This window comes from Massilia sp. X63 (assembly GCF_041023745.1).
Lineage (GTDB): Bacteria > Pseudomonadota > Gammaproteobacteria > Burkholderiales > Burkholderiaceae_D > Telluria.
The window spans coordinates 363555-388153 of sequence record NZ_JBFTEF010000003.1; the positions used below are offsets into that span (position 1 = coordinate 363555).

General features: G+C 66.1%; 23 protein-coding genes. 19 read left to right on the forward strand and 4 right to left on the reverse strand.

Features of this window, described 5'->3' with window-relative positions:
• Positions 1-68: 68 nt before the first annotated feature.
• Positions 69-1004, reverse strand: coding sequence for a LysR substrate-binding domain-containing protein (locus tag AB3347_RS08675; RefSeq protein ID WP_369091383.1), 936 nt, complete (start codon positions 1002-1004; stop codon positions 69-71).
• A 109-nt stretch (positions 1005-1113) separates the two neighbouring features.
• On the opposite strand from AB3347_RS08675, the gene AB3347_RS08680 reads away from it, so the two are divergent.
• Together AB3347_RS08680 and AB3347_RS08685 are read left to right on the forward strand one after the other, a co-directional pair.
• Complete coding sequence (locus tag AB3347_RS08680; RefSeq protein WP_369091384.1) at positions 1114-2334, forward strand: HD-GYP domain-containing protein; 1221 nt, start codon at positions 1114-1116, stop codon at positions 2332-2334.
• Between the two features lie 80 nt (positions 2335-2414).
• Complete coding sequence (locus tag AB3347_RS08685; protein ID WP_369091385.1) at positions 2415-3014, forward strand: 2-hydroxychromene-2-carboxylate isomerase; 600 nt, start codon at positions 2415-2417, stop codon at positions 3012-3014.
• Positions 3015-3023: 9 nt separating this feature from the next.
• On the opposite strand, the gene AB3347_RS08690 is transcribed toward AB3347_RS08685, so the two are convergent.
• Positions 3024-4061, reverse strand: coding sequence for a GGDEF domain-containing protein (locus tag AB3347_RS08690; protein ID WP_369091386.1), 1038 nt, complete (start codon positions 4059-4061; stop codon positions 3024-3026).
• 357 nt (positions 4062-4418) lie between these two features.
• Here AB3347_RS08690 and AB3347_RS08695 point away from each other — a divergent pair, with 357 nt between their 5' ends.
• The 13 genes from AB3347_RS08695 (at position 4419) to AB3347_RS08755 (ending at position 15817) form a co-directional block, all read left to right on the forward strand.
• A complete protein-coding gene (locus tag AB3347_RS08695) occupies positions 4419-4604 on the forward strand; it encodes a Flp family type IVb pilin (RefSeq protein ID WP_369091387.1) in 186 nt (61 codons plus the stop codon).
• A gap of 78 nt (positions 4605-4682) precedes the next feature.
• Positions 4683-4868, forward strand: coding sequence for a Flp family type IVb pilin (locus tag AB3347_RS08700; protein WP_369091388.1), 186 nt, complete (start codon positions 4683-4685; stop codon positions 4866-4868).
• 61 nt (positions 4869-4929) lie between these two features.
• Entirely contained in the window at positions 4930-5451 is a 522-nt protein-coding gene (locus AB3347_RS08705; RefSeq protein WP_369091389.1) for a prepilin peptidase, read from the forward strand.
• Between the two features lie 112 nt (positions 5452-5563).
• Complete coding sequence (locus AB3347_RS08710) at positions 5564-6952, forward strand: ATP-binding protein (RefSeq protein WP_369091390.1); 1389 nt, start codon at positions 5564-5566, stop codon at positions 6950-6952.
• On the forward strand, positions 6949-7809 hold the full coding sequence (gene cpaB, locus AB3347_RS08715) for a Flp pilus assembly protein CpaB (protein WP_369091391.1): 861 nt from the start codon (positions 6949-6951) through the stop codon (positions 7807-7809). Before AB3347_RS08710 ends, cpaB begins: the two co-directional genes overlap by 4 nt.
• A 25-nt stretch (positions 7810-7834) precedes the next feature.
• Positions 7835-9430: a type II and III secretion system protein family protein gene (locus AB3347_RS08720; RefSeq protein WP_369091392.1), complete on the forward strand. Its 1596-nt coding sequence runs from the start codon at positions 7835-7837 to the stop codon at positions 9428-9430.
• Positions 9431-9439: 9 nt separating this feature from the next.
• The gene (locus AB3347_RS08725) at positions 9440-9727 is read left to right on the forward strand and encodes a hypothetical protein (RefSeq protein ID WP_369091393.1); all 288 of its coding nucleotides are present in this window, start codon (positions 9440-9442) and stop codon (positions 9725-9727) included.
• Positions 9728-9775: 48 nt separating this feature from the next.
• Complete coding sequence (locus tag AB3347_RS08730; RefSeq protein WP_369091394.1) at positions 9776-10951, forward strand: CpaE family protein; 1176 nt, start codon at positions 9776-9778, stop codon at positions 10949-10951.
• Between the two features lie 63 nt (positions 10952-11014).
• Complete coding sequence (locus AB3347_RS08735; RefSeq protein ID WP_369091395.1) at positions 11015-12358, forward strand: CpaF family protein; 1344 nt, start codon at positions 11015-11017, stop codon at positions 12356-12358.
• A gap of 13 nt (positions 12359-12371) precedes the next feature.
• Positions 12372-13349, forward strand: coding sequence for a type II secretion system F family protein (locus AB3347_RS08740; protein ID WP_369091396.1), 978 nt, complete (start codon positions 12372-12374; stop codon positions 13347-13349).
• Positions 13350-13356: 7 nt separating this feature from the next.
• On the forward strand, positions 13357-14301 hold the full coding sequence (locus AB3347_RS08745) for a type II secretion system F family protein (protein WP_369091397.1): 945 nt from the start codon (positions 13357-13359) through the stop codon (positions 14299-14301).
• 17 nt (positions 14302-14318) lie between these two features.
• The gene (locus AB3347_RS08750) at positions 14319-15401 is read left to right on the forward strand and encodes a tetratricopeptide repeat protein (RefSeq protein WP_369091398.1); all 1083 of its coding nucleotides are present in this window, start codon (positions 14319-14321) and stop codon (positions 15399-15401) included.
• A 92-nt stretch (positions 15402-15493) separates the two neighbouring features.
• Positions 15494-15817, forward strand: a complete 324-nt coding sequence (locus tag AB3347_RS08755; RefSeq protein WP_369091399.1) for a BON domain-containing protein — start codon at positions 15494-15496, stop codon at positions 15815-15817.
• A gap of 13 nt (positions 15818-15830) precedes the next feature.
• Here AB3347_RS08755 and AB3347_RS08760 read toward each other — a convergent pair whose 3' ends face one another.
• Together AB3347_RS08760 and AB3347_RS08765 are read right to left on the reverse strand one after the other, a co-directional pair.
• Positions 15831-16598, reverse strand: a complete 768-nt coding sequence (locus tag AB3347_RS08760) for a DUF2807 domain-containing protein (RefSeq protein ID WP_369091400.1) — start codon at positions 16596-16598, stop codon at positions 15831-15833.
• A gap of 112 nt (positions 16599-16710) precedes the next feature.
• Positions 16711-17562 (reverse strand): family 16 glycosylhydrolase, encoded by an 852-nt coding sequence (locus tag AB3347_RS08765; RefSeq protein ID WP_369091401.1) that lies wholly within the window; start codon positions 17560-17562, stop codon positions 16711-16713.
• Between the two features lie 605 nt (positions 17563-18167).
• On the opposite strand from AB3347_RS08765, the gene AB3347_RS08770 reads away from it, so the two are divergent.
• The 4 genes from AB3347_RS08770 to AB3347_RS08785 all read left to right on the forward strand — a co-directional run bounded on the left by AB3347_RS08770 (position 18168) and on the right by AB3347_RS08785 (position 24597).
• Entirely contained in the window at positions 18168-21188 is a 3021-nt protein-coding gene (locus AB3347_RS08770; RefSeq protein ID WP_369091402.1) for a TonB-dependent receptor, read from the forward strand.
• Between the two features lie 98 nt (positions 21189-21286).
• Positions 21287-22861, forward strand: coding sequence for a tryptophan halogenase family protein (locus AB3347_RS08775; RefSeq protein WP_369091403.1), 1575 nt, complete (start codon positions 21287-21289; stop codon positions 22859-22861).
• Between the two features lie 28 nt (positions 22862-22889).
• Complete coding sequence (locus tag AB3347_RS08780; RefSeq protein WP_369091404.1) at positions 22890-23600, forward strand: SapC family protein; 711 nt, start codon at positions 22890-22892, stop codon at positions 23598-23600.
• On the forward strand, positions 23575-24597 hold the full coding sequence (locus AB3347_RS08785; RefSeq protein ID WP_369091405.1) for a cupin-like domain-containing protein: 1023 nt from the start codon (positions 23575-23577) through the stop codon (positions 24595-24597). Before AB3347_RS08780 ends, AB3347_RS08785 begins: the two co-directional genes overlap by 26 nt.
• Positions 24598-24599: the final 2 nt, after the last annotated feature.

Sequence of the window (24599 nt, forward strand, 5' to 3'; positions counted from 1 at the left end):
CTTGGCCGCGCCAGGGCCAATAGGGAATCCGGATGGGGGTATAAGAAAAACTGATGACCGTTATATGCTCAGGCCGCGATCAGCCTTGCACCCGGCCAGTCGCCGCGCGCGCACAGGTCTTCGGTCACTTCGCGCACCAGCTTGCCGATTGCCGCGGCCGCATTCGTCAGCGGGATATTCCGCGAGGCGCACAAGGTCACGCGCCGCGTGATCGCCGGTTGTCCGACCGGCCAGGCAGCCATCGCGCCGCGCTCGATGTCGGCCAGCAGCGGGGCGACCGGCAGCAGGGTGGCGCCCAGGTCGGCCAGCAGGGCCGAGCGCAGGATGGCCAGCGAATTGATCTCGAGGATGGGGCCGAGCGCCAGACCGGCGCCTTGCGCCGCCTGTTCGACCAGCGGACGTACGCCATGCTGGCGCGCCGGCAGGATCAAGGTGCTGGCCACGGCCTCGCGCAAGCCGAGCCTGTCCGTGGCCGGTGCGAAGTGCGATCCGGCACGGCAGATGAACATCAGGTCTTCCTCGACCAGCGGGGTGCTGGTGAAATGGCCGGCCGGGACGTCCTCGAACAGTACCGCCAGGTTCAGGCGTCCCGACTTGAGCTGTTCGGTCAGGCTTCCCGAAATCTCTTCCGTGAGTTGCAGCGTGATTTCGGGGAACCGGGCCCGGGTAGCGGTGAGCAGCGGCAGCGCCAGCGCGCCCGATATGCTGTGCGGCAGGCCGAGCGAGACGCTGCCCGACGGCCGGGTGGTGGACTGCACCACCGCCGAGCGCGCATCCGCCACCTGCTTCAGGATCGCCTGCGCATGCTCGTAGAAGATCTTGCCCGCATCGGTGCTGAGCACGCCATGGGCGGAGCGGTGCAGCAGCTGCGCGCCCAGTTCCTCCTCGAGCTGGCGCAACTGCTGGGTCAATGCCGGCTGCGCCACGTGCAGGACCAGCGCGGCGCGCGACAGCGAGCCGTGGTCGACGATGGCGACAAAATACCGGAGCTGACGAAATTCCATCTTCTGAGTATGTATCTGATGGGCAACAAATGATGATTCTGCGTAACTAAATCGTTATACTGTGCCTAGGCCGATGGGCGCCGACATTATTACAGAGCAGAGTAGCAACATGTTAAAAAAGGTGGATTCGTCGCAGCTGAAGATCGGGATGTTCATCCATGACCTCGATTGCGGCTGGATGGAGCATCCTTTCGTGCGCAACCGTTTCGTGCTCACGTCCGAAGACGAAATCCTCAAAATCCGCAATGCGCGCATCCGCGGTGTCGTGATCGACTGCAGCAAGGGCCTGGACGTGGACGATGCGCCGACCCTGGCGCAGGCCGATGCCGCCACCGAGGCGGAAGTCACGGCGATCGCCGCCAGGCCGCTGGTGGTCACGCGCGTATCGCTGGGCGAGGAGCTCGCCCGCGCCGCCAACATCCGCAAGCAGGCGGTCGGCCTGGTGCGCACCGTGATGGCCGACGCCCGCCTCGGCAAGGCGGTCGAACTGGACAAGGTAGGACCGGTGGTCGAGAGCGTGACCGAATCGATCCTGCGCAATTCCGGCGCGCTGCTGGGTCTCCTGCGCATCAAGAACAAGGACGACTACACTTTCCTGCATTCGGTGAGCGTGTGCGCGCTACTGGTCGCGTTCTGCCGCTCGCGCAACATGGACGAGGACACGATCTACCAGGCCGGCCTGGGCGGCCTGCTGCACGACACCGGCAAGGCGCTGGTGCCGGACGCCATCCTGAACAAGCAGGGCCGCCTCACCGACGAGGAATTCGACATCATCAAGCGCCACCCGCGCGACGGCTACGACATCCTTGTCAAGACGCCGGAGATCGGCTCGATCCCGCTCGACATCACCTTGCACCACCACGAGCGGCGCGACGGCAGCGGCTATCCGGACAAGCAGCTTGAAGGCGGCATCAGCGAACTGGCTCAGATGGCGGCGATCGTCGACGTCTACGACGCCATCACCTCTGACCGCTGCTACCACAAGGGCATGCCGGCGGCCGAAGCGCTGCGCAAGATCTACGAGTGGAGCAAGTTCCACTTCAGCCCGACGCTGGCCCAGGAATTCATGCGCTGCGTCGGCATCTACCCGGTGGGTACCCTGGTGCTGCTCGAGTCCGGCCGCTTGGGCGTGGTGATCGAGCCGCACGAAACCAGCCTGCTCACGCCGAAGGTCAACGTGTTCTTCAGCACCAAGAGCCAAGGCTATATCAAGCCGCAGACCCTCGATTTGTCCAAGCCCTTCGGCTTTGGCGGCGGCGACAAGATCCTGCGCCACGAGCCGCCCGAAAAGTGGAACGTCAATCCGCTGCAGTTCATGAACATCGCCTGAATTTGCGGGTGCATCGCGCCGGAATGCGACAATGGCATGCCGGCAGCCGACTTGTTTTTACCACTTGGTAAGGATTTGCAATGCACCCACCCATCGAATTCTGGTTCGAGTTCGGCAGCAACTACAGCTACCTGTCGCTGATGCGCATCGAGGCGCTGGCGGGCCGTGCCAAGGTGCCGCTGCACTGGAAGCCCTTCCTGCTCGGGCCGATCTTCCGTGAACTCGGCTGGCAGGGCTCCCCCTTCTCGGAGCAGAAGGAAAAAGGGGAGTACGTCTGGCGCGACATGGCGCGCCGTGCCGCCAGGTACGGCATCCCGTTTGTCCGGCCCTCGGTTTTCCCGCGCCGCGCCGTGCTGCCGATGCGGGTCGCGCTGCTCGGCGCCGAGCAGGTTTGGATGGGGGAGTTCTGCCGCCGCATCATGCTGCGCAACTGGTCCGAGGATGCCGAGATCGACGACGCGGGCGCCGTGCTGGCCGCACTCGCGGGCCTGGTGCCCGATCCGGCCGCGGTCCTGCGGCAGGCGCAGGAAGAGGGCTGCAAGGACGCGCTGCGCGCGCAGACTGCGGCCGCGCGGGCACGCGGCATCTTCGGTGCGCCGACCTTCTTCGTGCAGGGCGAGATGTTCTGGGGCGACGACCGGCTCGAGGACGCGCTCGATTTCGCCTGCCGTGCAGGCTGAGCGCCCGGGTCAGAAGAATTCGGCGGTATCGTTGGTGGCGACGGTCTGCAGCAGGCCGTTGGCCACCAGTTCCTCGTAGTGGCAGGCGCGGTTGCGCCCGTTGGCCTTGGCGAAGTACAGGGCCTGGTCGGCGTGGCCGAGCGTGACCACTGGCGAATCGAGGGCGCTGATGCTGGTGAAGCCGACGCTGACGGTGACCTGTCCCACCTGCGGGAACACGTGCGCTTCGACGTTGGTGCGGAAGCGGTCGATGATCTTGCGCGTATTCTCGAGCGTGGTCGAGCGCAGCAGCACCACGAATTCCTCGCCGCCGAAGCGGAACACCCGGTCCTGCGAGCGGAACGATGACTGCAGCAGGTTGGCGATCAGGATCAGCACTTCGTCGCCGTACAGGTGGCCGAAGCGGTCGTTCACCATCTTGAAATGGTCGACGTCGACCACCGCCAGCCACTGCTTTTCCTCGCCCCCGTGCTGGCGCCGTTCGAGCTGGCCCGGCGCCAGGGGCTCGCTGTCCGCGCAGTGCAGCATGCGCGCCAGCTGGTCGTCGAAGGTCTTGCGGTTCAGGAGCCCGGTGAGCGAGTCGCGTTCGCTGTAGTCGAGCAGGTTCTGGAAGTTGCGGTATACGCTGACGATCCCGCTGATCATGTGGATGGCGTCGGCCGTGAACCTGTGCGCGTGCACGATCTCGAGGCAGGTGTCGGCCTTGTCGCCGAACCAGATCGGCAGCCACAGGCGGCGCAGGCCGTCGGCGCCCATGCCTTCGGCGCGCGAGTCGTGCCGCTCGAGGCAATGCGCCAGCGCAGGAAAGGAGACGATCGGCTCGCCCGGGCTGGCGCCGTCGTGCACTTCTTCGGGACAGGCTACGCCGCCGCTCCGGATGCAGGCGCGCGAGCGGACAAACTTGTGGCCGCATACGGTCGCAATCGTCAGCACGCGGGTCTGGACCGCGCCCGCCAGTTCCTGTACCGCGGAAATCACGGAGATGTCGAGCATCGTGTGATCGCGGTGGCCAGTCATGTCCACCATGTGTCGCAGCAGGGAATCCATGTCGTCTACAGGAACAGAGTCAGGCAATGCGCAGCTTGTCGGTACCACGAAGGGCTCGCGGCTTTTTGTAACGGCCAAAGAAATAGAATAAGCCCTTTTTGTATTACAGGCAACTATTCTTAACAAGATTTATCTTTTTTGGCCGCGTTTTCTGCGCAAAGTTTGGCCAAGACAAAGACGCGAAGTTCCGCATCTGCTTTTTTAATTTCCACGCGGAAAACTTGCCGAGAGTCAACTTGCCACTTGGCACTATTCGTTACAGTGAACCCACTGACCGACGCAATCAAGGCAGGAAAAGACGGGGCCCCGTCTGTCAGTGAATGTTCAGTACTTTATCAACCATTACAAGGAGTTGTCATGAGCACGATTTCCTCCGCCATCAAAACCTTCGTTGCCGATGAAGACGGTGTGACGGCCATCGAATACGGCCTGATCGCTGCACTGGTCGGTGTCGCGATTGCGACGGCGGCCACCACGATGAGCGGTGAGCTCAGCAGTATCTTCAACTACATCGGTAACAAGCTGAAGAATAGCCATACCTAAGCGTTACGGCCCCGGCGCCAGCCGGGGCCAGGTCTGGTTTCGAGAAAGTAGTTATCAACCCACCAAAAGGAGTGTGTCATGAACACCATTACCGCTGCTATCAAAGCGTTTGTCGCTGATGAGGGCGGTGTGACGGCCATCGAATACGGCCTGATCGCTGCACTGGTCGGTGTGGCGATCGCGACAGCAGCCACGACGATGAGCGGTGAACTCAGCAGTATGTTCGAGTACATCGGCAACAAGCTCAAAAACAGCCACCCCTGATCATGGTGCCTGCCCCCGGTGCCTTCCGGCCCCGGGGGCTTTTTTTTCGAGGGAGCGCATCATGCTTGTCGCACATTATCTCGATACACTGCTGCTACTGCTGGTGGCGGCCGCCGCGATCAACGACCTGGTCAGCAGGCGCATCCCGAATCTGCTGCTGCTTGCCGGTCTGGCGGGCGCATTGGTGCTGCATGCGATATCGCCGGATCCTGGCGCGGCCTTGCTGGCCTGTCTCGGCGGCGCCATGCTCGGCTTGGTGTTGTTCCTGCCTTTCTACCTGCTCCGTAGCATGGCTGCCGGGGACGTCAAGATGATGGCCACGGTCGGCGCCTTCACCGGTCCGGCCGTGGCATTCCATATTGCGGTCATTGCCTGGTGCGCCGGTGGCGTCATGGCCCTTGCCATCATTCTGTTCCGGGGCAGGCTGCGGCTGGCGCTCGCGAACGTCGGGGGCATCTTTCGAAGGGCCATGTTGCGGCTTCCTTCAGGGAGCGAGACGGTCATGGAAAGCGCCGGCTCCCTGCCTTACGGCGTCGCCATTGCAGCCGGCACGATCTACGTCGTCATGAGCGCCTACGCTTGACATTTTGAAAAGTCTTCTTCCTTGCTGGCCGTCAAACGGGGCAGGGAAGCTGATGGCTAGAATCAATTTAACAAATGTAAGAAATATCCGCATCCCCGCAGGAGGTTTCTCCATGGAAGTGTTATCAGCACCCTTGCCGCCAACTGCCCTCGAAGGGCGGCTGGCGAGCGCGCAGGGTGGCGGGCTGGAGAGCGAGCCCGGGCATACCCTGCCGCGCCAGCCGCGCACCGTGCGTGACACCGGCCTCGATCCCCGCTTCGCTACCGCGCTTGTGATCAAGACCTTGCACGCAGGGGGCAAGACCGCACTGTCCGTGCTGACAGGCCGCCTGCGCCTGTCGATCAGCGTGGTGCGCGAAGTGCTGCAGCAGCTGGTGGCCGAGCAGCAGGTCGAGGTGGCGTGGTGCGGCGACTCCGACATCGACGTGCACTACCAGCTGACCGCCTTCGGCCAGCGCGCCGCGGCCGACTACCTGGCCGAATCGCGCTACGTCGGGCCTGCTCCGGTGACGCTGGCCGCCTACTCCGCAATGGTCGAGCGTCAGTCGCTGTGCCATCCCGATGCGCCGCGCGTCACGCCCGCCGAGCTGCAGGCCGCGCTTGCGGAGGACGGGATCGAGCCGGCGATACGCGAGCTGATCGGCGCCGCGCTGCACTCGAACCGGCCGCTGATGCTGTACGGCCCATCCGGCAGCGGCAAGACGACGCTCGCGCGCAAATTCGTGCAACTGCGCCAGGAGCCGATCGCGGTGCCCTACGCGGTGCTGGTCAATCACGAGATCGTGCAGGTGTACGACCCGGCCCTGCACGCGGCGCCGCTGCAGGCACGCCTGATGGAAGAGCGGCGCAGTTGCGATGCGCGCTGGGCGCTGTGCCAGCGCCCGCTGGTACACGTCGGTGCAGAACTGGCGCACGACATGCTGGACTTGCGTGCCGAGGCTGCCGGCGGCGTGCTGCGCGCACCGCCGCACCTGCTGGCAAACAACGGACTGCTGGTGCTCGACGACCTCGGCCGCCAGCGTGTGCCGGCTGCCGAGGTCCTGCACCGCTGGCTGGGCGCACTCGAACGCGGCGTCGACCATGTCGCGGTGCCCGGCGGGGCAAGCCATGCGCTGCCGTTCGACGCCGTGCTGGTGCTGGCCACCAGCCTTGCGCCCGAATCGGTCCTCGATGAATCCTGCCTGCGCCGCATCGGTTACCGGATCGCGCTCGGTGCGCTGTCCGAGCCCGCTTACCGCGCCCTGGTGCGGCGCCAGTGCCGGCTGCGCGGCATCGAGCCTGACGAAGGCACGATCGACTACCTCATCAACGAACTGCACCGCCGCACCCGGCGTCCATTGCTGGCAGCTTGGCCGCATGAGCTGCTGGGCCGGATCGCCGATTTCGCCGGCTTTGCCGGCCGCGAGCCGCGTTTCGACGCGGACAGCGTGGCACAGGCCTGGAGCAGCCTGTTCGGCGCCAGGGCGGCCCTGGAGCCAAGCAACCTGGGAGAAATGCGATGAAAAACAAACGTGCCGTGATCGTGATGACGCTCGCGATCCTGTTCGGACTGGGCGCCGTGGTGATGGCCTCGCGCTGGCTGCTGACGCAGCCCGCGGCAAGCGCCAGCCGCATCGTGGTGGCGGCTTCCGACATCAACCTCGGGCAGCGCCTGACGCCCGAGATGCTCAAGCTAGTCGAGTGGCCGGCCCACAGCGTGCCGAAAGGCGCATTCAACGACCCGCAGAAGCTGAGCGGCCGGGTGCTCAAGACCAGCATCCTGATGGGCGACCCGCTGAGCGAGGCCAAGCTTGCGCCGGTCGGCACGCTGGGCGGGCTGTCGGCTCTGATTACCGAAGGCAAGCGCGCCATCACGGTGCGCGTCAACGATGTGATCGGCGTGGCCGGTTTCGCACTGCCGGGTAACTACGTGGACATCATCGTCAGTACCGAGACCGAGCCGCAGCCCCAGGGCCAGGGTCAGGCCAGTACTGCACGCGAGCAGAGCATCTCGAAGATCGTGCTCGAACGGATCCTGGTCCTGGCCGTGGCGCAGGAAGTCAACCGCGACGAGACCAAGCCCAAGGTGGTGAATGCCGTCACGCTCGAAGTCACGCCCGAGCAGGCCGAACAGCTCGACCTGGCGCGCAGCGTCGGCACGCTGTCGCTGGCGCTGCGCAACCAGGTCGACCCGGCCGCGGCGCAAACCACCGGCGCGACCAAGCAGAACCTGTTGCCGGCGGTCGCGCCGCTGCGGCCGGTGGCGATGCCGGTGGCGCCTCCAAAACCGCGCGTGCAGGCCCCGCTGCCGGCGCCGGCGCCGCAACGCGAATGCGTCAAGGTCATCAATGGCCTGCACGCCTCCCAGGAATGCTTCTGACCCCCTCTTGAACGGGATGGATGCCATGAACAGACGCCTCAACCTTGCACGGCTTGCAGCTGGCCTGGCGCTGGCCGCCAGCGCGCCCTCGCACGCCGCCCCCGCCACGCCAGCGGCTGCCGCTGCCGCTGCCGCTGCCGCTCCCGCTTCCGCCAAACCGACGGCCACGGCCGCGACCGCTGCGCCGGCCCCCGCCAAGCCGACAGCTGCGCGCTCCCAGCCCGCCGCGGGCTGTAGCGGCGAGGCCGCGCGTCCTGCCACCCTGATGCTCAACATGGGCAAGTCGACCATGCTGCGGCTGCCCGAGAAGGTTGCCCACCGCAGCGTCGGCAATCCCGACATCGTGCAGGCCATGCTGGTGGCGCCGGATACGCTCTACATCGCCGGGGTCGACGTCGGCAGCACCAACATGATCGTGCAGGGTAAAAGCGGCCTGTGCAGCGTGATCGATATCGTGGTCGCAATGGACCCTGCCGGGCTGCAGGCGACCCTGGCCGCCGTCATGCCCGAAGAGAAGGACATCCGCGTGTCCGCCGCCGCCGATTCCCTGGTGCTGAGCGGCACCGTCAGCGATGCCGCGGCAATCGCTCGTGCAGTGGAGCTGGCCGGCGCCTACGTGCAGCGCCCACTGCGCCAGCTGACCGCCGCCGGCGGCAAGGACAATGGCGGCGTGCTCCCGCCCGGCAGCGGCGGCCCCGGATCCTCTTCCGCCACCACCCGCGTGATCAATCTCCTGAACGTGAGCGCGCCGCAGCAGGTGCAGCTCGAAGTGAAGATCGCCGAGGTGTCGAAGACCCTGCTCGAACGGCTCGAAGCCAAGACCCGCTTCAGCTTCGGCGGCGGCAGCTGGACCACCACCCTGGTGTCGAACTTCCTGAGCGGCCGCGCACCTGCCGGCGAGGAGATGTTCCAGACCCGGGGCGGCCGGCTGGTGGGCGACGCCAACAAGCAGGACAGCCTGGTTCGCGTGCTGGCCGAGCCGAACGTGCTGGCCATCAGCGGCCAGGAAGGCACCTTCCTGGCCGGCGGCAAGTTCTATATCCCGGTTGCCCAGGACGACAGGAAGATCACGCTCGAAGAAAAGGAATTCGGGGTCGGGCTGCGCTTCACCCCGACCGTGCTGGCGGGCGGCCGCATCAACCTGAAGGTGGCGCCGGAGGTGTCGGAACTGTCGCGCGAAGGGATCGGGGTGTCGGCCAACGGCATCACCGGCACCGCCATCCTGCCGCTGGTGACCACGCGCCGCGCCAGCACCACCGTGCAGCTCTACGACGGACAGAGCTTCGCCATCGGCGGCCTGGTCAGGAATAACCTGGTGGCCAACCTGGAAGGACTGCCGATGCTGGGCGAAGTGCCGATCCTGGGGGCGCTGTTCCGCAGCACCGATTACCAGCAGGACCGCACCGAACTGGTGTTCGTGATCACGGCGCGCCTGGTCAAGCCCATGCCCGGAGCCGAGTATTCGCTGCCGACCGACAAGGTAGGCGCTCCTTCGCGCGCCGGCGTGCTGCTCGGCGGCCAGCTCGAAGGGGCCGCGCCGTCCACCACCACCGCGGCCGCGTCCACCCCGCAGCCCACACCGCCTGCTGCGCAGACCAGCGCCGGCTTCGAACTCAAATAGGAGGCTATCGTGAAGACGATCCGCTTGATGTCGCTGACGCTGGGGCTCGCGCTCATTGGCGCCGGCCTGCAGGGCTGCGCGCAGACCACGCCGCAGTGGGACCAGCAGTTCGGCATGGCTACGCGCGCCAACCTGGCTGCCCAGGTAATCGACCCCGCTGCCGCGGCCAACAGGAATCCGGCCACCGGCATCGACGGCCGCGCCGCCAAGAATGCGCACGACCGCTACCAGAGCAGCTTCGTGCAACCGGAAAGCGCACCGCCTGCGCTCATCATCAGTAGCGGCAGCGCGCGATAGGCGCGCCGCATTTCCCCCGATTCGACGGAGTCGCCACGAGGCTCGCCCATGAAAGCGCTACTCATCAGCCGTGACAGCCAGCTCTATGCGGAAATCGCCTCGCAGGGCGCCGCACGCGTCCCGCCGCTGAACCTCGGCGCAGTCCGCGCCAGCCTGCGCGAAGCGCTCGATCGGCCGGAGTCCGACAGTCCCCAGTTGGTCATCGTCGACGCGAGCGACATCGAGCCTTCCGAGGCCGCGCTGCTGGAACGCCTCGGCCGCCAGTACCCCGAGACCCACCTGATGCTGCTGACCGACCAGCACCAGCCGGACCTCCTGATCCGCGCGATGCGGGCCGGCGTGCGCGAAGTGTTGCAGCTGCCGCTGGTGCACCGCGCCTTCCACGAGTCGATGGACCGCATCTCGGCCGCCGCCGGAGTCGGGGCGATGCGCGACGGGAAGATCCTTGCCTTCATCGCCTGCAAGGGCGGCAGCGGCGCCACTTTCATCTCGACCAATTTCGGCTATGCGCTTGCCACCCTGGCCGCCAAGAAGGTGCTGCTGATTGACCTGCACGGCCAGTTCGGCGACGCCGCGCTGTATGTGTCCGACCAGAAGCCGAGCATGACCCTGTCTGACGTCTGCGCCCAGATCGCGCGCGTGGACGGTCCATTTCTCGAATCCTGCGTGGTGCATGTGACCGAGGGCTTCGGCGTGCTGGCCGCCGCCGACGACGCCGGGCAGGGCAAGGAAGCCAAGCCGGAACACATCGACACCATCCTGCGCGTCGCGCGCCAGCACTACGACTACGTGCTGCTCGACGTCGGCCGCCAGATCGACGCGGTGTCGCTGCGGGCGCTGGACGTCACCGATGTGATCTACCCGGTGCTGCAGCTGGCGCTGCCCGACATCCGCGATGCGCGGCGCCTGCTCGACATCTTCCGCTCGCTCGGCTATGTGCTCGACCACATTCGCCTGATCGTGAATCGCTACGAGAAGGGCGGCAAGCTGCGCCTGCAGGACCTGCACGCGGCGCTCGGCTGCGAAGTGGTGCATACCTTCCCCAACGATTACATCGCCGTCACCGATTCGGTCAACCAGGGCGTTCCGGTGCTGCAGCTGTCGCGCTCGAGCGCGGCCGCGCGCAGCCTGGCCGACATGGTCGAACTGGTGACCACCCGCCGCGTTCAGGAGAGCAGGGGGCTGTTCGACCGCCTGTTCGGACGCGGGGAAGCCGATAGCTGATCACCGAGCAGACCCACGACCCGCGACCGAACGCACGACCGACTGGATTAATCGGAGCAGCCCATGTCCCTACGCGAACGCCTTGCACTCTCCGGCCAGGAACGCCAACCCGGCGCAGTGCCGGCCGAGGCCGGCAACCAGGCCTACCAGGAGCTGAAGAAGCTCATGCACCAGATGATCCTGGACCGCATCGACCTCGAACGCCTGAAACGTCTCACCGCCGAACAGTTCAAGCACGAACTGGCGCTGCTAATCCAGCGCATCATCGAAGAAGAGCGCATCGTGCTGAACCAGCACGAGCGCCATCACCTGGTGCTCGACATCCAGCACGAGATGCTCGGCTTCGGCCCGCTCGAGCCGCTGCTGAACGACCCGAGCGTGTCGGACATCCTGGTCAACACCGCCAGCAAGGTCTACGTCGAACGGCGCGGCAAGCTCGAACTTACCGACATCGCCTTCCACGACAATGCCCACCTGATGAAGATCATCGAGAAGATCGTCTCGCGCGTGGGCCGGCGCGTGGACGAGTCGAGCCCGATGGTCGATGCGCGCCTGCCGGACGGCTCCCGCGTGAACGCGATCATCCCGCCGCTGGCGGTGGACGGGCCGCTGCTGTCGATCCGGCGCTTCGGCGCCAGCCCGCTCACGGTGCAGAACCTGCTCGATTACAAGAGCCTGACCCCGCCGATGGTCCGGGTGCTGGAAAGCCTGGGCGGGGCCAAGGTGAACATCCTGATTTCCGGCGGCACCGGCAGCGGCAAGACCACGCTGCTCAACCTCATCTCCGGCTTCATCCCGGCCAATGAGCGGGTGGTGACGATCGAGGACGCCGCCGAACTGCAACTGCGCCAGCCGCACGTGGTGCGCCTCGAGACCCGTCCGCCCAACATCGAAGGCAAGGGCGAGGTGACCCAGCGCGCGCTGGTGCGCAATGCGTTGCGCATGCGCCCCGACCGCATCATCCTGGGCGAGGTGCGCGGCGCCGAAGCGCTCGACATGCTGCAGGCGATGAACACCGGCCACGAGGGCTCGCTCGCGACGATCCACTCGAATACTCCGCGTGACGCGCTGGCCCGGCTGGAGAACATGGTCAGCATGGCCGGCGTGAGCCTGACCGCGCGCGCGATCCGCCAGCAGATCGTGTCGGCGGTGACCGTGGTGGTGCAGGCCACCCGCCTGACCGACGGTACCCGCAAGCTCGTCAGCCTGCAGGAGATTACCGGCATGGAAGGCGACATCATCTCGATGCAGGAAATCTTCCGCTTCGAGCAGAGCGGCGTCGACGGCGAGGGCAAGGTGCAGGGCCGGTTCAGCGCAACCGGGGTACGCCCGCGCTTCGCCGACCGCCTGAAGATGTATGGCGTGCCGGTGCCCGAGGATACCTTCGATCCCGACCGGGTCTACTAGGACTGGAGGCAGCATGGACGCGCTGTTCTACGCTTTTGTGGTGTTCCTGTTCGCGGCGGTGATCCTCGCGATCGAGGGCGCCTACCTGTGGTGGATGGGAACGCACGGCCAGGCCGCGCGCCGCGTCGCGCGCCGCCTGCAGATCATGTCAGGTTCGCCCGGACGTAGCGGCGAGCGGATCTCGATCCTGAAGCAGCGCAGCTACAGCCGCAACGGGACCTTCGACCGCCTGCTGCACAGGCTTGCGCTGGCGAACCGGATCGACGCGCTGCTGGTGCAGGCCGGCGTCGGTACCTCGGTGGAGCAGTTCCTGGCCTGGTCGATCGGCTGCATGGCGGCCATCGGGCTGCTGACGCTCGCCTGGCCGCTGCCTGCCGCCGTGCGTCTGCTGCTGGCCCTGTGCGGACTGGGCGTGCCCTGGCTGCTGGTGCGCCGCGCACGCACGCGCAGGCTGATCCACATCGAGCGCCAGCTGCCCGAGGCCGCCGACTTCATCGCCCGCGCCCTGCGCGCAGGACACTCGTTCAGCAATGTGCTGCAAATCGTCGGCAACGAACTGCCGGAGCCGCTCAGCGGCGAATTCCGCATCGCCCGCGAAGAGATCAACTATGGCGTGCCGATCAACGAGGCCCTGCATGCCATGGCCGCGCGCATTCCGCTGACCGACTTGCGCTACCTGATCATCGCCGTGCTGATCCAGCGCGATTCAGGCGGCAACCTGGCGGAAATCCTGGGGAACATCAGCCAGATCATCCGTGCGCGCCTGAAGCTGGTGGCGCACGTGCGCGTGCTGTCGGCCGAAGGCCGCATGTCGGCCTGGATCCTCGGAGCGCTGCCGTTTGTCGTGGCCGGCATGATGCTGCTGACCAATCCCAAGTACATCAGCCAGCTCTGGACCGACCCGGCCGGCGAGCGCCTGTTGTGGTACGCAGCCGTCATGCTGCTCGTCGGCTTCATCTGGCTGCGCAACATCATCCGTATCCGGATCTGAGGCGATCATGAATTCTTCCCACCTGCTGTTCCTGCTCGTCGTCCTGTGCGTCGTCCTGGCCCTCGCCTGGCTTGGCCTCGCGCTGTTCGCGCCGCTGGCGCTGCGGGACCGCCTGCGCCGCTTCCTGGGCAGTGCCGAACCGAGCCAGCTCGATGCGGGCGGCGGCTGGGTCGAGCGCGTCGCCAGCGTGGCCAAGCCGCTGAGCAAACTCTCGATTCCTGAAGAAGGCTGGGAAAAATCGAACCTGCGCACGCGCTTCATGAACGCCGGCTGGCGCAACGCGTCCGCCCCGCCGCTGTACTTCGCGTCGAAGACCGGACTGGCCCTGCTGCTGCCGGCGCTGGCGGCGCCGCTTGCCATCTTCTATCCCGCCGTGTTCAGCGGCGCACGGCTGATGGCCTTGCTCCTGCTTGCGGCATCGCTTGGCTACTACCTGCCGAACATCATCCTCGAACGCATCATCCGCCGGCGCCAGCGCGAGATTTTCGAAAGCATCCCCGATGCGCTCGACCTGCTGACCGTGTGCGTCGAAGCGGGGCTGAGCCTGGAGCGCGCAATGGTGAAGGTCGCCGCCGAGATCCATATCAAGAGCGTGGTGCTGGCGCAGGAACTGCAGATCGTGCTGATGGAAATGCGGGCCGGCTTCAGCAAGGACAAAGCCTTGCGCAACTTTGCGCTGCGTTCCGGCGTCGAGGATGTCGACACCCTGGTCGCGATGCTGATCCAGTCCGAGCGCTTCGGCACCAGCGTGGGCGATTCGCTGCGCGTGCATTCCGAGAACCTGCGCTACAAGCGGCGCATGATGGCCGAGGAATGCGCCGCCAAGATCGGCCTGAAACTCTTGTTCCCCCTGATTTTCTGTATTTTCCCGACGCTGATGATGGTGCTGCTCGGTCCCGCGGCGATCCAGCTGATGCGGACCATGGGGTCCCTGTCCAGCAGCATGCAATGAACACGATGGAGCCTGTCATGCGAACCACACCCTGCCTCACCCGCCTGGCGCTGCTGTGTGCGGGTACGAGCCTGCTTGCCTGTGCCCCGATCGGCGGGCGCGCCACCTTCAATGCCGCGGTGCCGGCGGCCGACGACGCTTATCTCACCGGCCGCAACCACCACCTGGCGCGGCGCTACGACGAAGCGCGCGCCACCTATGAGGTGGCGCTGCAGGCGGCGCCCGGACACGTGAACGCACGCAACGGGCTGGCCACCCTGTACGCGGAGCAGCGCGAGTTCGGCGCCGCGATCGCGCTGTGGAGTGCGCTGACCGAATCGCTGACGCTGGCCTCCGGTCCCGGCAAGGCCTACCTGTTCAGCAACCTCGGGCACGCCTACTTCCTGAGCGGCGACTACGGCAGGGCGCTGGTGTCGCTGGAGAAGGCCTGCCTGCTCGATCCGCTGGCCCACCGCTCCTGGCAACTGCTCGGCGAAACCCTGCGCAAGCTGGGGCAGGAGGAGCGCGCGCAACAGATGCTGCGCCAGGCGGATGCCTTGCTCGCGCATGACGTGCGCGCCGATTACGCCGCCGCCGGCGGACAGACCGCGGTGCCCGCGATCGATCGCGCGCTCAAGGCGCCGGTGCGCGAGGAAGCGGGCTGGAGCCAGGTGCAGCTGCACGTCGGACCGGATGGCATGCTGGAACTGCGGCGCGGTTCGGCGCCGCTGAGCCCCTCTACACCGGCGCCGGCGGCCCCAGGTGCCGGCGGTGCGGCGCTCGCACTGGTCGAAGTACGCAATGGCAATGGTGTGCCGGGCATGGCGCGCATGCTAGCGCGCCAGGTCGGCAGCGGCGGGCTGAAGGTGGCGCGCCTGTCGAACCAGCCGGGCTTCGGCGTGCGCCACACCCGCATCGAATTCGAAGCGGCCTTTCGCGCGGCGGCCGAGCGCCTGGCCGGCCGCTTCGGCGGCGCGCAGTTGCAGGAAGTGGCCAGCTGTGCGCCCGCCAACCTGCGCGTGGTGATCGGGCGCGATGTCGCGCGGCGCGGCTTCGTGCTGCGGCCGGCGCCAGCCGCGCAAGCTACAACGCCGGTATTGGCGATGAACAAACCGGATTGAAAAAAGGTCCGTTTGCACGTTTGTTCCGCATCAAACGCCGATCAGAGAATCCCGAGAGAATGGGTTGGTCCGCCTTCTCTCGGGAGCCTTCCATGAATCTTTCCTACCGCATCCATCTGATCCTGCTCGGCCTGGTGCTGGCCATCCTTACCGCGTGTGCGCCGTCCGGCACGCATCGCGGCACCGGCCAGTACATCGACGATGCCGCCATCACCACCCGCATCAAGACGGCCTTCGCCACCGATCCCCAGGTCAAGGCAACCGAGGTCCAGGTCGAAACCTTCAAGGGAACGGTTCAGCTCAGCGGCTTCGTCGATTCGGCCGAGAGCGCTGCCCGGGCGGCGCAGATCGCCCGTGAGATCCCGGGCGTGAAGGAAGTACGGAACAGCATGGTAGTCAGGGAGCGGCAGCCCTAGCGCGGACGCGCGCTTATTTCCAGCTCACCTTGCCCATGCCGCTGGTGTTGGCATGGCGGGTAGCCGGGTTGCCATAGACCGTTGCCGAGCCCATGCCGCTCAGGTCGACCTCGGCCGCGCGCGTCGCATGCACCGTCGCGCCACCGAGACCGCTCATGTCGAGGTCGACCGACTCCGCGCGCAGGCCCTGTGCTTCCAGGCTGCCGACGCCGGCCAGCTTGGCGCGCAGCAGCTTGCTCTCGCCGTTGACGCTGATGCGGCCCGCGCCGCGCAGGTTCAGGTCGACGCGATCGGCGCGTACGCCGTTCAGCGCCAGTCCACCGACACCGCCCAGCCGCGCGTCGATGTTGCGGTAATTGCTGTTCAGCGTCACCGAGCCGGCGCCATCGAGGGCAAGCTGGATGGAATTGCCCGAGAAGCCGGTGACGGTCGAGGTGCCGACGCCCTGCGAGGTAAATTCGGCCAGGTTGGGGACGGTCAGCTCGGCGCGCAATTTCTCGTGCGTGTCGCCGTTGCGAGTACGGAAGGATTCGGTGCCGATTTCCAGCGTGTCGCCGCGCACCGAGGTGGTGATGCGCTGCACGTAGCGGCGGTCGCCCGCCACCACCAGGGAAGGGGTATTGCCTTGGCGCACAACGAGGTCGACGATGCCGTCCAGTTTCACCTTGGTGACCTTGGCATCGACGCTGCGGTTTTCGCGGACCAGTTCATCGGCGAAGGAGGGGCTGGCAACCAGTGCGAGCGTGGCGGCGACGGCGGCGGCACTCAACAGTTTCTTCATGCTTGTTCTCCGGTAGGTGGCGATGGAAGCACTATACGGCGCTGCCATGCCGGTCTCCGGGTGCGTGCGATGAACTGCGCAATCCGCGGCCTGGAGCGTAAAAAAGCCGGCATCACTGCGCCGGCGTGCGCCGGTAGACGCGCACGTAGTCCACCAGCATTTGCTGGGGCAGGACCGTCGTGCTGTCCGGATCGCCGGGCCACTGGCCGCCGACGGCCAGGTTCAGCAGCACGAAGAAGGGATGCTCGAACACCCAGTCGCCCTTGACCAGTGCGGGGCGGGCCGTGTGGTACAGCATGCCGTCGCGATACCAGCGGATCTCGCCGCGCTCCCATTCGACCGCGAACACGTGGAAATCGTCGGCATAGATGCCGCGCTCGAGCGGCGACGGACTGCCGAACGCCTTATCTCCCGAATAACCCGGTCCGTGCACGGTGCCGTGCACGATCGCCGGTTCCTTGCCGATGTTTTCCATGATGTCGATCTCACCGCTGCGCGGCCAGCCGACTTGCTGGATGTTCGCACCCAGCATCCAGAACGCGGGCCAGACACCCTGGCCTTGCGGGACCTTGATGCGCGCTTCGAAGCGGCCATGCATCTGCTCCATCAGGCCGGCGGTCTTGATGCGCGCCGAGGTGTAGTCGTTGCCGCCATGGCGTTCCCGGCGCGCTTCGATGACGAGCATGCCGCCCGCCACCCGGACATTCTCCGGCCGGTCGGTGTAATGCTGCAGCTCCTTGTTGCCCCAGCCATGGCCGCCGGTTTCGGCCACCCACTTCTTGCGGTCGAGCTGGGCGCCGTCGAATTCGTCGCTCCAGGCCAGGGTCCAACCGGCAGGGTGGGCGCCGTCGGGTGCTGCCGCCGACAAAGCGGCAGGTGGGTGGGCCGGCGCGGTGGCGCAAGCGCTCATGGCGAACGCGCACAGCGCAGCCAGCGGGGCAATCAGGAAGCGAATCGGTTTCATGGTTCTCCTTGTGGCGTCGGGCCGCGCGCCTGCTGCCTGCCACGCCGCCGCATGTCGGCAAATATTGGAAACGTTACCAAAAAGTCAAGCCGACTATAACATCGGCGAATTTTCGGTGTCAATTGCATCCTGCCGAGGCTGCTGGGATGGTCCAAGCGCTGCTCTCCCTGTAAAGCCTCGACGATGTTGCAAATCAGCCGCATTTGCCCCCATCCCCGCACGGAATATTCCGTTGACAATTTTTTTTTCCAACCCTAATATTCAGACAACTTCCATGGAAACGTTTCCATGCACCGAACAGACGGCTTCAACCAAACACCGCATCGCAAGATGCAAGCCGAAGCGAAGACAGATGAAGCGCAACGCGCAAGCCTTTATCCGCTACCTGGAAGCGAGGACACCGGCAGTAGCCGCCTGTCCTCCTTGTGCCGTCCGGCGAGGAGGTGCCCAGGCTGAGGGATGAGTGCAGGACGCGAGCAGGGATGACGGCAGGGACGATCAATGCGCTGCAGTCCGGCGCAGCGAGACAAGGGCAAGCCGGCACAGGTAGTGGAGACACCGTTGGAGTGGGTGACGGTCAATTTTAAAAAAAACAGGAGAGCACCATGTATTACCCCAAGGCTAAACAGACATTGATCAGCCTGGCAGTAGCCAGCGCCTGCGCGGCATTCGTGCCGGCGTATGCCCAGGAAGTCGCTTCGACGCCGGGCGCCGCCGCCACCAGCGACCCCGCCGCGGTCACCCCGCAGGAAGGCAGCACCCCATCCTCGCCGGCCGGCGTCCAGACCGTCGTCGTGACCGGCCTGCGCGCCAGCCTCGAATCCTCGATGGCCCTCAAGCGCAATGCGCAGGGCTTCGTCGATGGCATCGTCGCCGAAGACATCGGCAAGTTCCCGGACACCAACTTGGCCGAATCGCTGCAGCGCATCAGCGGCGTGTCGATCGACCGCACCATCGGCGAAGGCTCGAAGGTCACCGTGCGCGGCGTCGGCCCCGACTTCAACCTGGTGCTGCTGAACGGCCGCCAGATGCCGACCTCGAACCTGGGCGACCGCCCGGGCCGCGCCTACGACTTCGCCAACATTGCCTCGGAAGCGATCTCGCAGCTGCAGGTGTACAAATCGGCCCGTGCCGAGACCCCGACCGGCGGCATCGGCGCCACCATCAACGTGCTGACCGCGCGTCCGCTGTCGCGCCCGGGCCTGCAGGCCAGCATCGGCGTCAAGGGCGTCTACGACAAGTCGGCCGAGAACCTGCCGGCCGACGTCAAGCGCGGCGGCAAGGTCACCCCTGAAGTATCGGGCATCTACAGCAATACCTCCGCCGACGGCCGCTTCGGCATCGGCTTGTCGGCCAGCTATCAGGAGCGCAATCTGGGCTACAACGTGGCCTCCGTGGGCAACGGCTGGAAGGGTCCGTTCCGCGGCGACGAGAACAACTGGGGCACCATCCCCCAGCCGGGTCCGAACGGCCAGACGCCGGGCGTGGTCAACCGTCCCGACCCGACCGACCTGTACCAGGTCCCGCAGAACATGAACTACGCCATGAACGGCATCCAGCGCCAGCGTACCAATGGCCAGCTGGTGTTCCAGTTCGCACCGACCAAGGCCTTGACCACGACCCTGGACTACACCTATTCGGAAAACAAGATCCAGACCCGCCGCCAGGACGTGTCGGCCTGGTTCAACTTCGGTCCGTCCACCAGCACCTGGACCGACGGTCCGGTGGCCGCACCGCTGGTGTACACCGAGCTGATCCCGGGTAACAACAGCGACATCGCGATGGGCGGCGCCGACTTCGCCACCAAGACCCAGAACAAGTCGCTCGGCTTCAATACCGCATGGCGCGTCAACAGCGACGTGCGCCTCGAACTCGACGCCCACAAGTCGACCGCCGAATCGAAGCCGGACAGTCCGTTCGGCTCGTCCAACGTGCTAGGTACCGCCAGCTTCAGCCGCGGCGACACCAGCGTCGACTTCTCGCAAGACCTGCCGGTGCTGAGCATCAAGGGCGCCGACTTCCAGCGCGCACCGCAACAGGTCACGGGCTCGGTATTCGAGAACGGCTACGTGAAGAGCGAGGTCAAGCAGGTCCAGACGCATGGCAGCTGGAAGATGCTGGAAGCATCCGAACTGAAGTTTGGCCTGGGCCACACCGACGTCCAGAACCGCTCGGCCTTCTCGGTGCAGCAGCGCGACACCTGGGGCGGCGCCACCGTGCCGTCGGACTACCCGGCCAGCTACTTCCACGCCGAGAGCCTGCGCCAGTATTTCGACAGCGTCGACGGCCACGACAACCCGAACCTGTTCAACACCTTCTATACCTTTAACTTCGACGCGGTGCGCCAGCTGGCGGCCAAGGCATCGGGCCGTCCGGACCTGTACCTGCCGAAGACCACCTACGACACCGACCAGCGCACCCGCGAGAAGTCGAAGAGCCTGTACCTGCAGTTCAACACCGACTGGGATACGGCGCTGCCGATCCACACATCGATCGGTGTCCGCTACGAGAAGACCGACGTCACCTCGACCGCGCTGGTGCCGACCGCGACCCAGATCAGCTGGGTGTCGCAGAACGAATTCCCGGTGAGCTTCGGCGCGCCGGCCTTCACCACCCTGACCGGCAAGTACAAGCACGTGCTGCCGAGTTTCGACGCCGACATCGACCTGCGTTCGGACATGAAGGGCCGCTTCAGCTACGGCGAAACCATTGGCCGCGCACGCTACGACCAGCTCACCGGCGGCCAGGTGCTCGACACGCTGGCGCGCGTCGAGGGCGGCACCGGCCGCCAGGGCAACCCGGGCCTGCTGCCGGTCAAGTCGAAGAACATCGACCTGGCCTGGGAGTGGTACTACAGCAAGTCGAGCTTCGTCTCGCTCGGCCACTTCCGCAAGCGCCTGGAAAACTATGCCGGCCAGTCGCAGGTCGTGGCACAGCCCTTCAACCTGCACACCCCGGTCGGCGGCGCCTACTGGAATGCGGCGGTGGCGAATGGCTGCGCGAACGCGGATACCACCTGCATCCGCAACTACATCTTCCGCAACTTCGCCGGCCGCCCCGGCGTGACGCGCGGTGCGGATGACCCGTCGGGCAACGCCACCGGCACCATCGTCGGCCAGCCGAACGACCCGGTCGCCAACTTCAAGATCACCAGCTACTCGAACCAGAAGCAAGCGCGCCTGCGCGGCCTCGAGCTGAACGTGCAGCACATGTTCGGCAGCTCCGGCTTCGGCGTCCAGGCGAACTACACCAAGGTCGACTCCGGCCTCCAGTACGACAACTCGAGCATCGGCGAGCAGTTCGCCCTGGTCGGCCTGAGCGATTCGGCCAACCTGGTCGGTATCTTCGAGAACGACAAGTGGAACGTGCGCGCGGCCTACAACTGGCGCGACAAGTTCCTGGCGTCGACCTTCGACGGCTCTGGCCCGAACCCGAACTACGTCGAGGCCTACGGCCAGTTCGACCTGAGCATCGGGTACAACATCAACACCAACCTGAGCGTGCAGTTCGAGGGCATCAACCTGACCGACGAGATCCGCCGCGTGCACGGCCGTAACGAACGCCAGGCGCTGTATGTGGAGCAGTCCGGTCCGCGCTACATGCTGTCGGCCCGCTACAAGTTCTAAGCCGGTTCCGGCCCGATCCGGCGGGCCGTGTATTCCGACACGGTCCGCCGGGGTCATTTTGGGGTAGACTCGCCCAGCCTCATTATTTGGAAACAGACATGGTGAGCACCACCATCAGGCATGTCGTCATCGTGGGCGGAGGCTCGGCCGGCTGGCTGACCGCCGCCGTCCTTGCATCGAGCTTCCAGCAGGCCGAAAGCGGCGGCCTGCGCGTCACCCTGGTCGAATCGCCCGACGTGCCGACCATCGGCGTGGGCGAAGGCACCTGGCCGACCATGCGCGACACACTGCGCGCGTGCGGGCTGTCCGAATCCGCCTTTTTTCGCGAATGCGACGCCGCCTTCAAGCAGGGCTCGCGCTTCAACCGCTGGGCCAGCGGCGCAGCCGACGACTATTATTTTCATCCCTTCGTGCTGCCCCAGGGCTGGGGCGACGCCGACCTTGCCGGCCGCTGGCTGGAACGCCACGCCTCGGTGCCCTTTGCCGACCTGGTGAGCTACCAGCCGCACCTGTGCGTGCACGGCCGCGCGCCGAAGCAGGCCGCCACCCCCGAATTCGCGGCGGTGGCCAACTACGGCTACCATCTCGATGCCGGCAAGTTCGGCCTGTTCCTGAAAAAGCACTGCCTCGAGAAGCTCGGCGTGCACTACGTGCCGGACCACGTCACCGCCATCCTGTCCCATGACAACGGCGACATCGCCGCGCTGCAGACCAGGGCGCATGGCGAACTGGCCGGCGATTTGTTCGTGGACTGCACCGGCATGCAGTCGCTGCTGCTCGGGAAGCACTACGGCGTGCCTTTCCTGGCGCAGCGCGGCGTCCTGTTCAACGACAGCGCGCTGGCGGTGCAGGTCCCGTATGCGAACCAGGACGACCCGATCGCCTCGCAGACCACCTCCACCGCGCAGCAAGCCGGCTGGATCTGGGACATCGGCCTGCCGACCCGGCGCGGCATCGGCCACGTGTATTCGAGCGCGCACACCAGCGACGAGGCAGCCGAGCGCGCGCTGCGCGACTACATCCGCGCCACCGGCGGCCCCGAAGACATTCCCGCGCCGCGCAAGCTGCGTTTCGAACCCGGCTACCGCGCGCGCTTCTGGCACCGCAACTGCGTCGCCATCGGCTTATCGAGCGGCTTCATCGAACCGCTGGAAGCCTCGGCGCTGGCGCTGGTCGAATTGGCAAGCGCCATGCTGGCCGACGAGATGCCGGCCACGCGCGCACAGATGGACATCAGCGCCCGGCGCTTCAACGACAGCTTCACCTACCGCTGGGAACGGGTGATCGATTTCCTCAAGCTGCATTACGTCCTGAGTCGGCGCGGCGGGGAGCACGACGGCAGCGGCTACTGGCGCGACAACCGCCGCGGCGAGACCATCCCGCAGCGCCTGTCCGACCTGCTGGCGCTGTGGCGCCACCGCCCGCCTTCGCGCGGCGACTTCGACCGCATCCTCGAGGTGTTCCCCGCGGCGAGCTACCAGTATGTGTTGTACGGCATGGGCTTTGCACCCGAACCCGGCCTGGCCCGGCGCGAGCGCGTCGGGGAGGGCGACGGCGCCACGGCGGACGCCTTCCTGCGCCAGGCCGCCGACCTCACACGACGTATGCTGCCTGGGCTGCCCGACAACCGCGGGCTCATCGCGCACATCGTGCGCCACGGGCTGCCCACCTGATACCAACGACAACAAAGAGAGACACACGATGGCCAACGCAGTACTCCTGAATAACATCGATCACAAAGACCTGCGCGTGATCACCCGCCATGGCCGCGACATGGACGAGAGCTATGCTTACGTGCAGACCTTCCCCGCCGAATTCCGCATGCTGCAGGCCCACTATCCGATCATCTTCCGCAGGGAGAGCGAGGCCCGGCCGTTCGAGCCGGTGGCCCTGTTCGGTTTCGAGTCCGACGAAAACCTGTTCCTGGACGAGCAAGGCTGGGACGCCTCCACGGTTCCGCTGCTGGTCGAACGCCTGCCTTTCCTGATCGGCCGCGACGGCGACGAGCTGATGATCCACATCGACCTCGACAGCCCGCGCATCGGCACCCAGGAAGGCGAACCGATCTTCCTGCCGCACGGCGGCATGTCGCCCTACCTGGAGAGCGTCAACACGATGCTGCTCACCATCCATGAAGGCATGCAGTCGAATGCGGGCTTCATCGAGGCGCTGATGAAGCACGAGCTGCTCGAAGGCTTCTCGCTCGACGTCACCCTCGACGACGGCTCGCAGAACCGCCTGGCCGGCTTCTACACCGTCAACGAAGAGCGCCTGGCCGTGCTCGACGCAGCCGCGCTCGACAGCCTGCACAAGGCCGGCTGGCTCTCCGCCATCTACTTCCAGATCGCCTCGCTGTCGAATTTCCGCGCGCTGATCGACCGCAAGAATGCACGCCGTGCTGCCGGTCGCTAAACCCATCCGCGAGCTGCACGACCTGAGGCCGAGCGACCTCGGCCCGGGCATTCTCGCGTCCACCGAACCGGTGGTGCTGCGCGGCCTGGTCGCGGCCTGGCCGATGGTGGCGGCGGCGTGCGCATCGGCCGATGCGGCCGACGCCTACCTGCGTCGCTTCTACCGCGACGCCACCGTCAACGCCATGCTCGGCCCGCCCGAGATCGACGGCCGCTTCTTCTACAACGAGAACCTGGACGGCTTCAATTTCGCGCCGGTGCGGGTGCGCCTCGACAAGGTGCTGGACGAACTGGGACGCTACCGTGGTGTCGAACATCAACCGGCGATCTACGTCGGTTCGACCACGATCGACACCTGCCTGCCCGGTTTCCACGACGAGAACCGCATCGACCTGGGCGGGCGCGATGCGCTGGGCTCGATCTGGATCGGCAACCGCACCCGCATCGCCGCCCACTACGACCTGCCGGACAACCTGGCCTGCGTCGTGGCCGGCCGGCGCCGCTTTACGCTGTTCCCGCCGCAGCAGGTGTCCAACCTGTACATCGGCCCGCTCGATCTCACGCCGGCCGGACAGGCCATCAGCCTGGTCGATTTCCTGCAACCCGACCTGGAGCGCTTCCCGCGCTTTGCCCTGGCGATGGAACACGCGCTAGCGGTCGACCTGGCGCCGGGCGACGCCCTGTTCATCCCGAGCATGTGGTGGCACCACATCCAGGCGCTGGAAGACTTCAATGTGCTGGTGAATTACTGGTGGCGCCAGTCGCCGGACTACATGGACACGCCGATGAACGCGCTGATGCATGCGCTGATGAGCGTGCGCGACCTGCCGCCCGAGCAGCGCAAGGCGTGGCAGGCGCTGTTTCGCCACTACGTGTTCGAAGCGGACGAGGACACCTTCGCCCACATTCCGCCGGCGGCCCGGCGTGCGCTGGCGCCGATGGACGGCGACAGCGTGCGCAGCATCCGCGCCCAACTACTGAAAAGAATGAACCGCTGAGG